The 16199-nt window shown below is 30.3% G+C and carries 19 protein-coding genes; 7 read left to right on the top strand and 12 right to left on the bottom strand.

Annotation, left to right across the window (positions count from 1 at the left end; all coding sequences use genetic code 11):
- Positions 1–15 precede the first annotated feature (15 nt).
- The 3 genes from L8U98_RS03880 to L8U98_RS03870 are packed head-to-tail and all read right to left on the bottom strand — an operon-like array spanning position 16 to position 1723.
- Entirely contained in the window at positions 16–114 is a 99-nt protein-coding gene (locus tag L8U98_RS03880) for a hypothetical protein (RefSeq protein WP_087685297.1), read from the bottom strand.
- Positions 111–1181 carry a 23S rRNA (adenine(2503)-C(2))-methyltransferase RlmN gene (rlmN, locus tag L8U98_RS03875; protein ID WP_263724992.1) on the bottom strand — a complete coding sequence of 357 codons (1071 nt, stop codon included), beginning with the start codon at positions 1179–1181 and terminating at the stop codon, positions 111–113. Before rlmN ends, L8U98_RS03880 begins: the two co-directional genes overlap by 4 nt.
- 8 nt (positions 1182–1189) lie before the next feature.
- Positions 1190–1723 carry a purine-nucleoside phosphorylase gene (locus L8U98_RS03870; protein WP_263724991.1) on the bottom strand — a complete coding sequence of 178 codons (534 nt, stop codon included), beginning with the start codon at positions 1721–1723 and terminating at the stop codon, positions 1190–1192.
- 90 nt (positions 1724–1813) lie between these two features.
- Here L8U98_RS03870 and rsmA point away from each other — a divergent pair, with 90 nt between their 5' ends.
- The 6 genes from rsmA to prfA all read left to right on the top strand — a co-directional run bounded on the left by rsmA (position 1814) and on the right by prfA (position 6955).
- A complete protein-coding gene (rsmA, locus tag L8U98_RS03865; RefSeq protein ID WP_012660773.1) occupies positions 1814–2635 on the top strand; it encodes a 16S rRNA (adenine(1518)-N(6)/adenine(1519)-N(6))-dimethyltransferase RsmA in 822 nt (273 codons plus the stop codon).
- Positions 2601–4559, top strand: a complete 1959-nt coding sequence (locus tag L8U98_RS03860) for a ribonuclease J (RefSeq protein WP_263724990.1) — start codon at positions 2601–2603, stop codon at positions 4557–4559. The genes rsmA and L8U98_RS03860 overlap by 35 nt, the downstream gene beginning before the upstream one ends.
- A 9-nt stretch (positions 4560–4568) precedes the next feature.
- On the top strand, positions 4569–5330 hold the full coding sequence (locus L8U98_RS03855; protein ID WP_263724989.1) for a pseudouridine synthase: 762 nt from the start codon (positions 4569–4571) through the stop codon (positions 5328–5330).
- Positions 5331–5393: 63 nt separating this feature from the next.
- Positions 5394–5534, top strand: coding sequence for a hypothetical protein (locus tag L8U98_RS03850; RefSeq protein ID WP_187153653.1), 141 nt, complete (start codon positions 5394–5396; stop codon positions 5532–5534).
- 83 nt (positions 5535–5617) lie between these two features.
- On the top strand, positions 5618–5881 hold the full coding sequence (gene rpsT / locus L8U98_RS03845; RefSeq protein ID WP_039617063.1) for a 30S ribosomal protein S20: 264 nt from the start codon (positions 5618–5620) through the stop codon (positions 5879–5881).
- Between the two features lie 6 nt (positions 5882–5887).
- Positions 5888–6955: a peptide chain release factor 1 gene (gene prfA, locus L8U98_RS03840; RefSeq protein ID WP_263663683.1), complete on the top strand. Its 1068-nt coding sequence runs from the start codon at positions 5888–5890 to the stop codon at positions 6953–6955.
- Positions 6956–6964: 9 nt separating this feature from the next.
- Here the strand turns inward: prfA and L8U98_RS03835 are convergent, their stop codons facing one another.
- From L8U98_RS03835 to L8U98_RS03820, 4 genes are all read right to left on the bottom strand, one after another.
- Positions 6965–7375, bottom strand: coding sequence for a lytic transglycosylase domain-containing protein (locus L8U98_RS03835; RefSeq protein ID WP_263725042.1), 411 nt, complete (start codon positions 7373–7375; stop codon positions 6965–6967).
- Entirely contained in the window at positions 7347–7541 is a 195-nt protein-coding gene (locus tag L8U98_RS03830) for a hypothetical protein (RefSeq protein WP_263724988.1), read from the bottom strand. Before L8U98_RS03830 ends, L8U98_RS03835 begins: the two co-directional genes overlap by 29 nt.
- A 68-nt stretch (positions 7542–7609) precedes the next feature.
- Positions 7610–9181, bottom strand: a complete 1572-nt coding sequence (gene recJ / locus L8U98_RS03825; RefSeq protein WP_263702391.1) for a single-stranded-DNA-specific exonuclease RecJ — start codon at positions 9179–9181, stop codon at positions 7610–7612.
- A complete protein-coding gene (locus tag L8U98_RS03820; protein WP_263724987.1) occupies positions 9171–10808 on the bottom strand; it encodes a CTP synthase in 1638 nt (545 codons plus the stop codon). Before L8U98_RS03820 ends, recJ begins: the two co-directional genes overlap by 11 nt.
- Before the next feature lie 100 nt (positions 10809–10908).
- On the opposite strand from L8U98_RS03820, the gene thyX reads away from it, so the two are divergent.
- Positions 10909–11541, top strand: a complete 633-nt coding sequence (thyX, locus tag L8U98_RS03815; protein ID WP_263724986.1) for an FAD-dependent thymidylate synthase — start codon at positions 10909–10911, stop codon at positions 11539–11541.
- 13 nt (positions 11542–11554) lie between these two features.
- Here thyX and L8U98_RS03810 read toward each other — a convergent pair whose 3' ends face one another.
- From L8U98_RS03810 to gyrB, 5 genes are read right to left on the bottom strand one after another with little or no spacing between them, the layout of a single operon-like run.
- Positions 11555–11764, bottom strand: coding sequence for an alkylphosphonate utilization protein (locus L8U98_RS03810; protein WP_039617052.1), 210 nt, complete (start codon positions 11762–11764; stop codon positions 11555–11557).
- Between the two features lie 9 nt (positions 11765–11773).
- Positions 11774–12421, bottom strand: coding sequence for a porin family protein (locus L8U98_RS03805; RefSeq protein WP_263682822.1), 648 nt, complete (start codon positions 12419–12421; stop codon positions 11774–11776).
- Positions 12422–12474: 53 nt separating this feature from the next.
- Positions 12475–12861, bottom strand: coding sequence for a preQ(1) synthase (queF, locus tag L8U98_RS03800; RefSeq protein WP_263702389.1), 387 nt, complete (start codon positions 12859–12861; stop codon positions 12475–12477).
- Positions 12862–12877: 16 nt separating this feature from the next.
- Positions 12878–13870, bottom strand: coding sequence for an adenosine deaminase (locus tag L8U98_RS03795; RefSeq protein WP_263724985.1), 993 nt, complete (start codon positions 13868–13870; stop codon positions 12878–12880).
- Between the two features lie 8 nt (positions 13871–13878).
- The gene (gene gyrB / locus L8U98_RS03790; protein WP_214115516.1) at positions 13879–16197 is read right to left on the bottom strand and encodes a DNA topoisomerase (ATP-hydrolyzing) subunit B; all 2319 of its coding nucleotides are present in this window, start codon (positions 16195–16197) and stop codon (positions 13879–13881) included.
- Between the last annotated feature and the right edge of the window lie 2 nt (positions 16198–16199).

Raw genomic sequence — 16199 nt, 5'->3', positions numbered from 1 at the left:
TGATATATCAACTAATCATTTATCTTCATTTTTTAATACATAAATAATTCCACCAAGTCCTATGATCACCACTATGCTTATAAAAATAAGCTGTGCTATATCTAAAAAAGTCATTGTTTACTCTGCCTTTCTTTAAGCTGTCCGCATGCAGCTGAAATATCAAGTCCTTTACTTTCTCTTATCGTACAAGTAACACCTTTTGCACTTAAATAATCTTGAAATTTAACCGCATTTTCAACACTTGGTCTTTTATATAAACTTCCTTCGTGTGGATTAAAAAGTATTAAATTTACTTTAGCTTTTATGCCATTTAAAAGTTTAACTAGTTCTTTGGCATGCTCTATTTTGTCATTTATCCCATCAATTAAAAGGTATTCAAACATCACTCTTTTACGCTGATCTATAGGAAAATTTCTCACCGCTTCCATAATACTTGCTATATTATAAGCTTTATTAATAGGCATTAATTCACTTCTAAGCTCATCATTTACAGCATGGAGCGAAATAGCCAAAAGTACACCTAAATTCATTTCTCCAAGCTCTTTGATCTGTTTTGCTAAACCACTTGTACTTATAGTTTGTCTTCTAGGGCTTATCGCTAAGGCATCATTATCGGCTAAAATTCTAACTGCTCTAGAAACATTTTTGAGATTATCCAAAGGCTCTCCCATACCCATATAAACTATATTAACCCTTCTTTCATAAGGAATGTGATTATGTTTTTTAATCCATAAAATTTGTCCTACTATTTCTCCTGCAGTCAAATTTCTTTTCAAACCGCCTTTAGCAGTCAGACAAAAACTGCACCCACTTTTACACCCCACTTGAGAGGAAACACAAATAGTATATCTTGCATGTTTGATGATTTTTCCATTTTCATCTACAAGTTCTTCTTTCATTGGTAGCAAAACAGCTTCTATTTTTTTACCATCTAGAAGTTCAAAAAGATATTTAATACTCCCATCTTTGCTTTTTTCATCTTTCACACATTTTAAAGGTGAAAAATGAAAATTTTCTTGCAAAAACACCCTAAAGTCTTTTGGTAAAGATGACATTTGTGAAAAATCGTCTGCATATTTTTTATATACCCATTCAAAAATTTGCTTTGCTCTAAATTTTGGTTGGACTAAATTTTCTAATTCTTCTTTAGTAAAGTCTAATATATTTTTTAATTCACTCAATTTTTTTCCTATATAAGTTTTTTATCTAACAAAAAATCTTTTAATAATTCTTTTGCCTTTTGATGGTTTTTTAAAAAATCCTCATGTGCCAATTCATTACAAAAATTTGTCGCACATAAATAACAAATTCCTTCTATCCCTTGCATTTTTGCACAAGAAAGCACCGCGTATGCTTCCATATTTTCTATATGTACGCCCTTTTTAAAAAATTCTTGGGCGATATTTTCATCTTTGCAAATATAATTTGAAGAATTAATCATAGTTTCATGTGAAACATTTAATCTAATCTCATTAGATATAGGCGTATAAAAACTATCAAATAAATCTGCGTATTCTAAATTCGCTGCGTTAGAACTTTCATAAATGTCTAAAATTTTTCCTTCTTGGTAAATTCCACATGTGCCTATAAAAATCACTCTATCTACTTTTACTTGACTTAAAATTTTACCTAGAGAAAAAGCAGAATTAACCAAACCTATGCCTATACTTTGTGCAAATTTAAAATCCTCATTTCCTCCTGCACATACTATAAGATTTTTCAAAAAATAACCTTTATAAAAAATAATTCAAATTTTATCTAATTAGCGCTTAAAATAATGCTATAATTAATATTTTTTAGATAAAATAAATTTATGATAAAAGCAAAAAAACATTTTGGACAAAATTTTTTATGTGATAAAAGCGTGGTAGATAAAATCATCCAAGCCATACCCAAAGATACTAAAAATATAGTTGAGATTGGGCCTGGCTTAGGTGATTTAACGCAAGAACTTTTGAAAATCCCACAAGCTCATATTAGAGCATATGAGATTGATAAAGATTTGATTCCTATTTTAAATAAAAAATTTCAAAATGAGATTGAAGGTGGAAATTTTGAGCTTATCCATCAAAATGCAAGTGATGCTTTTGATCAAGGAAGTTTAAGCGATAAAGAGTACTTTTTGGTAGCAAATTTACCATATTATATTGCTACAAATTTGATTTTAAAAGCCCTAGAAGATCAAAATTGCCTTGGGCTTATAGTAATGGTGCAAAAAGAAGTGGCACAGAAATTTTGTGCAAATGAAAAAGAAAGTAATTTTTCGGCTTTAGGGGTGCTTTGTGCATTAATATGCCAAAGACAAATGCTTTTTGATATACAACCACAAAGCTTTAATCCTCCACCAAAAGTTACTTCAGCTGTAATGAAGTTAATAAAAACTACTCATTATCAGCAAAAATGTGAAAATATAGAAGCTTTTAAAGAATTTCTTAGAGCTTGTTTTCAAAATCCTAGAAAACAACTCTTATCCAATTTTAAAAATAAAAAAGAAAAAATTCTAAAAGCATTTGAAGCACTAGACATCTCTTCTACCTCAAGAGCTCATGAAATTAGCGTTGATTCATACCTTAAAATTTATGACTATTTAAAGGATGACTATGAGCGAAGAAAACAAAACTCAAGAACAAAATAAAGCTAAAAGATTTAATAAATTTAGAAACAAAAGAAAAAAAGATTCACAAAATCAAGAGCAAAATAGTGAAATTAAAAACGAAACAAAAGTAGAAAATACTCAAACTGAAGCTAGCGAAGAAAAAAAGAAAAAGAAAAAAAATAGAAATTTACCTTCTAAATTAAGTGGTAATGAAGAATGGCAAATAGAACTTGCCAAAAGCATAGAAGCTAATAAAATCATGCACGAGCTAAGACTCCACCCTTTAAAACACAACAACTCAAGCGAATATAAAATTCGTATTACACCTTTGGGTGGACTTGGAGAAATCGGTGGAAATATCACTGTTTTTGAAACCAACAACGATGCGATTATCGTTGATATAGGTATGAGTTTTCCAGATGGAACCATGCATGGAGTAGATATTATCATACCTGATTTTGACTATGTAAGAAAAATTAAAAACAAAATTCGCGCTATCATCATCACTCATGCCCATGAAGATCACATTGGTGCTGTGCCGTATTTTTTCAAAGAATTTCAATTTCCTATCTACGCAACACCTTTAGCACTAGGTATGATTTCAAATAAATTTGAAGAACATGGTTTAAAAGCTGAGCGTAAATGGTTTAGACCTATAACAAAAAGACAAATTTATGAAATAGGTGAATTTAACTTAGAATGGATTCACATAACCCACTCTATCATCGACGCTTGTGCTTTGGCTATTAAAACTAAAGCAGGAACCATCATACACACTGGCGATTTTAAAATAGATCAAACACCAATTGATGGCTATCCAACGGATTTAAGTCGTTTAGCTCAATATGGCGAAGAAGGCGTGCTTTGTCTTTTAAGTGATAGCACAAATTCATATAAAGAGGGTTATACAAAAAGTGAAAGCTCCGTAGGACCTACTTTTGATCAAATTTTTGCCAAAACTAAAGGCAGAGTAATCATGAGCACCTTTAGTTCTAATATCCACCGTGTATATCAAGCTATTAGCTATGGTTTAAAATACGGCAGAAAAGTGTGTGTTATAGGACGCTCTATGGAAAGAAATCTCTATACCACTATGGAGCTTGGCTATATCAAACTTGATAGAAAAATTTTCATTGACGCTGATGAAGTAAGCAAATACAAAGACAACGAAGTGCTAATTGTCACGACAGGAAGTCAAGGTGAGACTATGAGTGCTTTATATAGAATGGCAACTGATGAGCATAAATTTATCAAAATCAAACCTAGCGATCAAGTTATCATTTCAGCTAAAGCAATACCAGGTAATGAAGCAAATGTTTCTGCTGTGCTTGATTTTCTTTTAAAAGCAGGAGCTAAAGTAGCTTATCAAGAATTTAGTGAAATTCATGTAAGCGGACATGCTAGTATAGAAGAGCAAAAACTCATGCTAACTTTAGTAAAACCTAAATTTTTCTTACCAGTGCATGGAGAGTATAATCATATCAATAAACACAAAGAAACCGCTCTAAAATGTGGCATACCTGAAAGAAACATCTACTTAATGAGTGATGGGGATCAAGTAGAGCTTTGCCAAAAATACATCAAACGCGTTAAAACAGTTAAAACAGGAAAAGTCTTTGTAGATAATCAAATCAACAAACAAATCGCATATGATGTGGTAATTGATAGACAAAAACTAGCAGATAGCGGTATAGTTGTCATCATTGCCCAGCTTGATAAAGCAAGTAAAACTCTTATTAATAAACCAAGAGTATTTAGCTATGGCTTGGTAGCTGATAAACAAGATGGAGCATTCTCAAAAGAAATGAGTGATGTTTTAAGTCAATTTTTCCCAAATGTAAAAGATGAAATTTTAGATAATCCAAAAGTTTTAGAAGCTCAAATTAGACAAGTACTAAGAAAGCATATTTTTAGAAAAATCAAAAAATATCCGACTATAGTACCAACTATTTTTGTGATGTAAAGTAAAATTATGAGAATTAATAAATTCATCTCACACAATAGCAAATACTCTCGCCGTGAGGCTGATGAGCTAATCAAACAAGGCTTAGTAAAAATCAATAAAAAAACAGCCTTGCTAAGTGATAGCGTAAATGCTGAAGATAAAGTTTTTATCAATGGTAAAAAACTCCATAAAAAAACACAATTTTCAGTCATTATTTATCACAAACAAAAAGGTGAAATAGTTAGTAAAAAAGATGATAGAGGTAGAAAAACCATCTATCATACCCTGCCAAAACAATTTAGCACTTGGCTTAGTGTGGGAAGGCTTGACTTTGCAAGCGAGGGATTGCTTTTGTTAACTGATTCACCTGTGATAGCCCATGCGCTTATGCATAGTGATTTAGAAAGAGAATATTACTTAAAAGTAAAAGGTAATATAGATAAAAATGTTATCGAAGCTATGCAAAATGGCTTAGAAATTCAAAATGAAAAAAAAGGGGCTCATGCTAAAACTAAAATAACCTCAATGAGTTTTGCTCCATTTTTAGGCTTTGAAATTTTTGGCTCAAGTGGTGGCTATACAAAGCTAAAAGTAATCATTAATGAAGGTAAAAATAGAGAACTAAGACGCTTTTTTGGGCATTTTGATTTAGAAGTGATGGATCTTAAAAGAGTAGCTTTTGGAGCATTAGATCTTGGTATGTTAAAAGCAGGAAAATATCGTTATTTGGAAAATGGTGAGTACGAAAAACTACGCGATTTTTTAAAGACAAATAATATAAAATATTAAATTCACATTATTTCCACAAAGAATTTTTATAATTTTTCAAAATATTTAAAAAAGGAAAAATTAATGAAAATTCTAACTACTCTTTTTAGTGCAATTATGGTTTTTATTGCAGTCACACATGAAGAAACTCTTGCGGAAAAATTAGAAAATCAATGTCAAGATCAAAAATCTTGCATAGTAAAAGCCATGAATATGATTAATTGATACTTTAAAATTACTTAAATTAATTAAATTTTAATTTTAATCTTGTATAATTAGCAATTTAATTTATATAAAAAAGGAAAATTATGGCAAACCATAAATCTGCTGAAAAAAGAGCAAGACAAACTATCAAAAGAACTGAAAGAAATAGATTTTATAGAACAAGATTAAAAAACATTACAAAAGCGGTTCGCGAAGCAGCAGCAAACAATGACAAAGAAGCTGCACAAAATGCACTAAAAGTAGCTAATAAAAGCATTCACGCTATGGTAAGCCGTGGATTTTTGAAAAAACAAACTGCATCACGCCGTGTGAGTAGATTAGCATTATTGGTAAATAAATTAGCATAATTTTTAATGTTAGCTGATAAACTCAAACCTTTTTTAACACGCTTTGATGAGCTAAATACTCTTCTTAGCGATGTTAATATCTCTAATGATATTTCTAAAATGACAGCTCTATCTAAAGAGCAAAAGAATTTAGAACCCATAGTAGAAAAAGCAAAAGAATACCTTAAAACTTTAGATGAAATCGAAGAAAATAAAATTCTTTTATCTGATGCAGAACTAGGGGAGCTTGCAAAAGAAGAGCTTAAAAATCTCGAAGTCTTAAAGCCACAACTTGAAGAAGAATTAAAAATTCTTTTATTGCCTAAAGATCCAAACGATGATAAAAATATATTTTTAGAAATTCGTGCTGGAACAGGAGGAGATGAAGCTTCTTTATTTGTTGGGGACTTAGTAAAAGCCTACATACGCTATGCTGAAAATCGTGATTACAAATACGAAATCGTAAGTTCTAGCGAGGGTAGTGTAGGAGGATTTAAAGAAATTATCATTCTCATCAAAGGAAATGGAGCTTATTCAAGGCTAAAATACGAAGGTGGAACGCACAGAGTTCAAAGAGTACCTGAAACAGAATCTCAAGGTAGAGTTCATACTTCAGCTATTACAGTGGCTATTATGCCAGAAGTTGATGATGTTGAAATTCAAATCAATCCAAATGATTTAAAAATCGATGTAATGCGTAGTAGTGGCCATGGAGGACAAAGCGTTAATACCACAGATAGTGCTGTAAGAATTACTCATATTCCAACAGGTATAGTTGTGGTAAATCAAGATGGTAAAAGCCAGCATAAAAACAAAGAAAGTGCTATGAAAGTCTTAAAAGCAAGACTTTTTGAAATGCAAGAACAAGAACGCTTAGCAAAAGAAAGCCAGGCAAGAAAATCTCAAGTTGGAAGTGGCGATAGAAGTGAGCGCATACGCACTTATAATTTCCCTCAAAATAGAATTAGCGATCATAGAATAAATCTTACTTTATATAGACTTGATGCGATTTTAGAAGGTGGTCTTTTTGATGAGATCATCGAACCATTAATCGCTTATTACCAAGCAGAAGCTTTAAAACAAGAAAATTTATAATTTCTTGTTTTAATTATTACTTGCTAATAAAATTCTATATTGTTTTTTATCCACATTTATCAAAAGAGAAGCAAGCTTAAAAGCTCTGAATTTTTCCATTATAAAAAGATCTTTACTATCTTTTAAAACTATAGCAACTAAATTTTTCATCACTTTATCAAGCCAAATATTTTTATATTTATCATTTGCTGAATGATACCTTCCAATAGCATTCCAACTAAAGCCATGTTTTTGTATAATCTCATGAAGTAATCTTGCGGCTATGTCAATATTTACACTAGCTTTTGTAATCTCACTCTCACTAATCCCATAGCGTTTTAAATGAATGCTATTAATTTGCATTAAGCCATAATCTCTTGTTTGGTTTTTATTTTTGCTAGTGATATTATGCTTATAAGCTGCATTTTCTGTTAAAGCTATGGCTTTGTAAAGCCGTCGGTATATTGTACTTTCTAGCTGCAGTTTTAAAGTCTTTATCGTACTTATAAAAATCTTCAGGTATATAAGTATCGCCTATAAAAATTTTGGTATCAAAAGCAAAAGTAAAATTAAAAAATACTACTAATAATAAAAATTTTTTTAACATTTTACTCCTTTAAAGTACTTATACTATAGCAAATTTATAAATAAAAACTATGTAGCTAAGTTAATGAATTATCTAAGAATTTCTTTTATAGTAAGTTGTGGGGTGATTAATCCTCTAAAATTATTTTTAGAAACACTAGCTATAAGATCAATGCTTTCTCCAAGCTCTGGCTCATAGTCAAAATTAAAAAATAAAGCTTCTAGAGTTTTATTTCCTTGAGTTAAAATAAGCTTCATATGATTTTCATCTTTACCTAGCTTTCTTTTATTTTTTACAAAAAGCTTGTCAAATTTAAAATATGGCCTTGGATTTTTATGCCCAAAAGGCTCAAAAAATTCTAATATCTCTAAAAGTTCAAAATCAACTTCATTTGGATCAATACTACCTAAAACCTCATCAGCATTATAAAAGTCATCTTTAGGGATATTTTGACAAATTTCATAAAGCCTGCTTTTAAAAACACCAAATTTTTCAAGCTCTACTAAAACTCCAGCTGCACCTTTATGTCCGCCATAGCTTAAAACAAATTCTTTAGCTTGTTCTATAACATTTAAAATATCTATCCTACCCACGCTTCTAACGCTAGCTTTAGCCTTTTGCTCGCATTCTGAAAAAACAAAGGCAGGTTTGTTAAAATGCTTTGCCAAACGACTTGCAACTATACCCAAAACACCTTCATGCCAATTTTGGCCATTGACAATAATCACAGGATCATTTTCATCAACTTGTTCTAAACACTGCTTAAAAAGCTCGCGTTCTTCATCTTTACGGCTATTATTATAAGTAATGATTTGTTCTAAATAACCCATAACCTCATCAATATTTTTAGAATGTAAAAATTTATAAGAAATAATCGCATCATCCATTCTTCCTGCACTATTAATCAAAGGTGCGATTAAAAAGCTGATATTGTCAAGTTCAAATTTATCCTTACCAAAATACTGCTTAATCGCTTTAAATGCCACACGCTTTGAATCATTAATACACTCTATACCTTTTCTAACTAAGGCTCTATTTAAATCTCTAAGCTCCATCATATCTGCGATAATTGCAATTGATAAAAGCTCTATAAATTTACACATATTATAATTAATCTTACACACTTCTTTTATAGCAGCGACTAAATACCAAGCCACTTGAGCCCCACAAATTTCAATATCAGGAAAATCACAATCTTGTTGTTTAGGATTAATGATCGCATAAGCTTTTGGTAAAGTAGCTGGAGGCATATGATGATCGGTAATGATTAAATCAATTCCTTTTTGTAAACAAAGCTCTGCTGCATCAAAAGCTGCTATACCATTATCTACAGTGATGATTAAATCTACTCCATCGAGTTCATTGATGATTTCTTCATTTAGACCATATCCATCTTTAAAACGATTTGGAATTTTTACCACATAGTCATATCCAATATCATCAAAAAATTCAGATAAAATCACACAAGAAATCACCCCATCTACATCATAATCCCCAACAATAGCAAGCTTTTGATTTTTTTCAATCGCTTCTTTGATACGTAAAGCACCCTTATAGACATCTTTTAAACAAGATGGCATAGGTAAATCACAAAGCTTTACATGCGTATCATTGATAAAACGCTGGTGTAAAATTTCTTTTATTTTGGCTTTATTTAGCATGATTTGTTAAAGATGCCTTGATAAAAGAAAAAATAGCCGGATTAACTCTAACTAAGCGTGAAGTAAATTCAGGGTGAAACTGCACTGCTAAGAAAAATGGATGATCTTTAAGCTCCACAGCCTCAACCAAACCTTCATTCTCCCCACTTATAATAAGCCCATTTTTCTCAAACATTTCTTTGTATTTTGGATTTGCTTCATAGCGGTGGCGGTGGCGTTCTTTTACGCTTTTTTGATTATCATAAACCTTACTTAAAAGTGTATTTGGCTTGATATGACACTCATAAGTTCCAAGACGCATAGTTCCACCAAGTGGAGTTTTACTTGTTCTAATTTGCTTTTCTCCACTTGCGTCAATAAATTCATCAATCAAAAAGATGATAGGATTTTTACAATTTGGATTAAACTCATGAGAATTTGCATCTTCAAGTTTTAAAACATTACGTGCAAATTCCACTAAAGAAAGCTGCATACCCAAACAAATTCCTAAAAATGGAATTTTATTTTCTCTTGCATATTGTATGGCTTTGATTTTTCCTTCTACCCCACGATAACCAAAACCACCTGCTACTAAAATCCCACTTACATCTTTAAAGCTTTCTTCGATATTTGCATTTTCTAATTTTTCACTATCGATCCATTTTAAATTTACTCTTGCATCAAGTGCTGCGCCTGCATGAATAATGGCTTCTGTTAAACTTTTATAGCTTTCTTTTAAATCTACATATTTTCCTACAAAAGCAATGCTAAGTTCATTACTTGGAGCAATGACTCTTTTTACTAAAGAATCCCATTCATTCATATTTGGCTTTAAATTTTGAAGATCTAATAAACTTGCAATAGAGTTTAAAATATCTTGTTTTAAGAAATTTAGTGGAATTTGATAAATACTAGCTGCATCCACACTTTCTATAACGCAGTTTTTTTCAACTCCACATGAAATTGCAATTTTGTCTTTTAACTCTCTATCTAAAGATTTTTCACTTCTACAAATGATCATATCAGGGCTTATACCTATACGGCGTAATTCTCCCACACTATGTTGAGTTGGTTTTGTTTTAAGTTCTCCTGCTGCTTTGATAAATGGCACTAAAGTCAAGTGAATATTAATAGCATTATATTTACCTACTTCAAGCTTTAAAGCTCTAATGGCTTCTAAAAATGGTAAACCTTCTATATCTCCTACTGTACCACCTATTTCAACGATTAGAATATCTTTATCAACTCCAGCTTTTTTAATGCGATCTTTTATCTCATCAACTATATGAGGGATTACTTGTATAGTTTTTCCTAAGTAATCTCCTCTTCTTTCTTTTTCTATAACACTTTGATAAACTCTACCTGTAGTGAAGTTATTATCCTGAGATAAGCTCTCATTTAAAAATCTCTCATAATGTCCTAAATCTAAATCTGTCTCAGCTCCATCATCTGTAACAAACACCTCTCCATGCTCTAAAGGACTCATAGTACCAGGATCTACATTGATATAAGGATCTGCTTTTAAAATACTTACTTTTAAACCTGAATTTTTTAAAATCGTAGCTATAGAAGCTGCTGCTATACCTTTTCCTAATGAGCTTAAAACACCACCGGTTACAAAAATATACTTAGTTTGTTTTAATTTCATAAAATAACCTTAATTTCTTTTTTTGAAATTATAACGAATAAAAAATTTTATTTTTATAAACATTTGTGTAAAATTCAATTATTTTTGAAGGAATTTTTTGATGAAAATCACATTATTAAACCATACTCCACTTTCTGTATGCTCTCATGCGACAAGAACATGTTGGCAAAGTTTTGACAAAGGCGATTGTGGTGGCGAAAAAGATAAAGAATTAATCGATCGTGTGGGAAATAAATTCAAACATGCTTCAACCTTAGAGCATTTAAACTATACTTTTTATATACAAGGTATTTCAAGAGCATGCTTACAAGAAGTTGCAAGACACCGCCACACTAGTCCTAGTGTAAAAAGCACAAGATATACTTTAAAAGAACTAAGAAATGAAAGTGAATTTAAAGAAAATGACTTTGAAAATGCTAAAAGATACTTGGTATTAACTGGAAATGAAGTAGTAGATAATGCAAGTATTAAAGCTTTAGAAAATTTGCGTTTGATTTTGCAAAATAGCATTAGTTTAGATATAGCAAAATACTGCTTACCAGAAAGCTATAAAACAGAATTAACTTTAACGATTAATGCAAGAAGTTTGCAAAATTTTATTAGTCTTAGAAGCTCAAAATCAGCCCTTTGGGAGATAAGACAACTCGCAAATGCTTTATTTGAAAATTTGCCTGAGGAACATCAATTTATTTTTAAACATTGTGTTTATCAAGAAGAAAATTCCCAAGATTGATTGGGAATTTTTACTATATTTTTTTAAGAAATTCAGTTTTTAAAACAATCACACCAAATTTATCTACTTTAGCTTCAATTTCGGTGTCTTTGTTTGTAAGTTTAATATTTTTTATAGTCGTGCCACGCTTTAAAGTAGTGCTTGCACCTTTAACCTTTAAATCTTTAACAACACTTACACTATCACCTGCATTAAGCTCGGTTCCATTTGCATCTTTTGGCATGAATTCTCCTTAAAATTTATAAGTATATCCTAGATATAAACCATAATTTGTTTGTTTAGGATCGTAAAAGTTTGAACCTACCATATTTTGATAAAAATTTCTTGTATTGTAATGAGTTTGCTCAGCCTTAAAACCAAACTCAATTTCATTTGTTTGATTTAACTCATATAAAGCACCGATTTTTGCTCCATAAGTATAACCATCAAAGTCTTGAGATAAAGATAAAAAGCTTGTTTTTAAAGTCATATCCGTTCTTGCATAACCACCATATACACCTAAAACTGCTCTTGTTTTTTCAAAAATTTTTGGAGTAAAATCATAACCAAGTAAAAACTTATGTGTGGTAAATTCTCCATCAATTTTTAATCTTGTAGTATTGATTACATCACTAAATTCACTTGAGTAATTATAAGCACCATAAAGTCTATGATTTTCACTAAAACGATAACCAACTCTTAAACCAAAAACAGGAACATCACCTTCTAAATCACCGTTATATTTAATATTTTTTGTTTTACTATGATCAAGATCAGATTTTACCTTAGTATGAAACCATCCTGCATCAATACCTAAAAGTAAACCTGAATTTTCATCTGCTAAAGCTAAATTTGAAACCAAAGCAACACTTGCAACTAGACTAAATAATTTTAATTTCATATTTTCCTCCTTTAAAATAAGACTTAATATATCTTTTTATTTTTAATAAAAATTTAATTTTGTGGCACTACTAAGTCAGATCTACATTCAATCACAGTATGTACATTACCACGAGGGTTAAAATCGCCTACTACTTTTATCCATTTTGGATCAAGTTTTTCTTTTAAAGTATTGTAAATTTCATTAATACTTGCTTCATGTGAAACATTTCTATACATAAAAGTATTGATATAAAGTTTGATTGCTTTAAGTTCTACTACTAATTTATTTGGAATGTATTCTAAGTAAATAGTAGCAAAATCAGGATATCCACTACGTGGACAACAACACATAAATTCAGGCAAAGTAATTTTAATCACATAATCATTTTTAGCATCATTTGGCCAAACTTCCATATTTTCTACATTAAATTCTTTAATTTCTTTTTCACCATATCTCATTTTTTATCCTTATAAATTAATTTTGTTCTTTTATTAAATTTTTAATTTTTTCTTTCTCTGTTTTTTGTAAAAAAGAAGCATTTACAGCATTAATACAAAGTTTTTTAACCTCATCTTTACTAAGCTTAAAAGTTTCATCTAAGGCTATAAAATTTTCTAAGATATATCCACCAAAATACGCTGGATCATCTGAATTTACACAAACACAAAGATTTTGTCTTAAAAGTTTTAAAATATTATGTTCTTGCATATTTTGAAAAACTTTTAATTTTATATTTGATAAAGGACACATTGTTAGTGGAATTTGACTTTTTGCTAATTGTTTTACAAGCTCTAAATCTTCTTCACACCTTATTCCATGATCTATTCTACTTACACCAAGCTCTAAAGCTTGTTTGATATACTCACTACTTCCTTCTTCACCCGCATGCATAACTAACAAAAAACCTTCTTCTTTAGCTTTTTGAAATAAATTTTTAAATTTAAAAGGAGGATTATTGATTTCGGAACTATCAAGTCCTATGGCTTTGATTTTATCTTTATATAAACAAAGCTCATCTAAAGTTTTTAAACCCTCATCCTCACTTAAATGCCTTAAAATACAAGCGATTAAAAAACTTGAAATTCCAAATTCTTCTTTTGCTTTTTGTAAAGCTTGCCAAATTCCTTCTATAACATCTTTTAAAGGTATATTTCTAGTAGTATGAGTTTGAGGATCAAAGAAAATTTCAGTATGAACTATATTTTGTTCTTTACACTTTTTCATATAAGCAAAGGTTAAATCATAAAAATCTTGCTTGGTTTGTAAAACATTTGCACCTTGATAATATATATCTAAAAAATCTTGTAAATTTGAAAAATCATAAGCTTTTTTTATCTCATCTTCGCTTTTATATTTTAAAACGATGTTATTTCTTTTAGCTAATTCAAACATCATTTTAGGCTCTAATGAGCCTTCAATGTGTAAGTGTAATTCTACTTTTGGGATATTTTGTAAAAAAGTTTTCATTTTATAAATCAAACATCTAAATGTTTAACATCTTTAGCATGAGCTTGTATGTACTCACGGCGTGGTTCTACATCATCACCCATGAAAAGGTTGAAAGTATCATTTGCTCTTTGAGCATCTTCTATGGTGATCTTTAACAAACGACGATTACTTGGATCCATAGTTGTTTCCCAAAGTTGTTCAGGATTCATCTCACCAAGACCTTTATAGCGTTGTATATAAGCACCTTTTTTAGCATTTTTTTCAACTTCATCTAAAATTTCTAAAATATCTTTATCAAATTTTAAATCTCTATCTTTGATTTTTTGATAAATATAATTTGCCTCTTCATATAAAGGATTAGCAAATAAATCATCATTGATGATAAGCTCTTCTAAGCCATTTTCAGTTTGTACATAAACACGAATTTCATTTTCATTGATGTATGAATTTAAGATATTGTGATTTTGTTTTTCTAAAAATTCTTTTATGATTTTAAATAATTCTTCATTAGAAGCTTTTATCAAATCAGGATTTTCTATCAAATATCTAATCACTGAAATTACATTAAATCTTTTTTCTAATTCTTTTAAAACACTTCTATAAGCTGCAACGATTTTTAGAAAATCTTTTAAATCGTTTAATCCTATACCCTCATAAGTAGAGCTTTCTATACCTGTTTCAATCAAATAATCATTTAAAGCTTTTTCATCTTTTAGATAAATTTCTTTTTTCTGACCTTTTTTATAACGATATAAAGGTGGTTGAGCTAAATAAATATGTCCATTTGTTACAAGATCATTCATAAAGCGGAAGAAAAATGTTAAAAGCAAAGTTTGTATGTGAGAACCATCCACATCAGCATCAGTCATGATGATGATTTTATGATATCTTAGTTTTTCTATATCAAACTCATCACCGATCCCACAACCAAAAGCTGTGATCATATTTTGAATTTGTTCACTTTTTAAAATTTTATCTAGTCTTGCTTTTTCTACGTTGAGTATTTTACCTCTTAAAGGTAAAATCGCTTGGAAAGTTCTTTCTCTACCTTGTTTTGCAGAACCTCCCGCACTATCACCCTCAACTAAATAAATTTCACTTTCACTTGGATCTTTACTTTGACAATCAGCTAATTTTCCTGGCAAAGTCCCTACACTTGAACTTTCTTTTTTACGGGTTAATTCTCTAGCTTTTTTAGCTGCTTCTCTACCACGAGCTGCCATTAAAGCTTTATTCATGATAGCTTTTGCTTCGATAGGATTTTCTTCAAAGTATTTTGTCAAATACTCAAAAGAAGCCTTAGAAACTATAGGTCTAACATAGCTTGAACCTAATTTTCCTTTAGTTTGTCCTTCAAATTGTGGCTCAGGCACTTTTACACTTACCACTGCTATCAAACCTTCTCTTACATCATCACCTGTAATTTTAGAGTCTTTCTCTCTAGCACTTGCATTTGCTTCAATGTAATTACTTATAACACGAGTTAAGCCCATTCTAAAACCTGCTTCGTGCGTTCCACCATCTGGAGTTTTGATATTATTTACAAAAGAAAGTAAATTTTCACTATAACTATCATTATAAAGCAATGCTACTTCAACATTTACATCTTCTTCATCTACATTGAAAAATATTGCCTTAGTTAGAGCTTGTTTTTTATTTAAATCTGTAACAAACTGACTTATACCACCTTCAAAATGAAAACTTTCTGCTTTTCCTACGCGGTTATCTTTAAAATTTATAGTAATTTTTGGATTTAAATATGCAAGTTCACGAAATCTTTTAGCTAAAATTTCATAATCAAAATCAGTCACTTCAAAAATTTGATCATCTGGCCAAAATTCTATGATTGTTCCTGTTTTTTTACTTTTACCTATGGTTTCAAAATTACTTGTAACTTTACCTTCTGAAAATTCTTGGCGATAAATTTCTCCATCTCTATGTACTGTAGCAACTAATTTTTTTGATAAAGCATTTACAACGCTTACACCAACCCCGTGTAAACCACCTGAAACTTTATAAGTATCTTTATCAAATTTTCCACCTGCATGAAGCACGGTTAAAACTACAGTTAAAGTAGGTATATTTTCAGTAGGGTGAATTCCCACAGGAATTCCTCTACCATTATCACTTACTATACAAGAGCCTTCTGTAGTAATTTCTACATTGATTGTATCACAAAAACCTGCCATAGCTTCATCGATAGAATTATCCACTACTTCATAAATCATATGATGAAGACCGCCTATGTTGGTATCACCTATATACATACCAGGGCGTTTTCTAACAGCTTCTAAGCCTTTTAAAACTTTAATATTTCCTGCGCCATAATTTTGATTTTCTTGCATTT

This window comes from Campylobacter sp. RKI_CA19_01128, from assembly GCF_025771175.1.
GTDB lineage: Bacteria > Campylobacterota > Campylobacteria > Campylobacterales > Campylobacteraceae > Campylobacter_D.
This window is presented reverse-complemented; position numbering and strand designations above follow the sequence as displayed.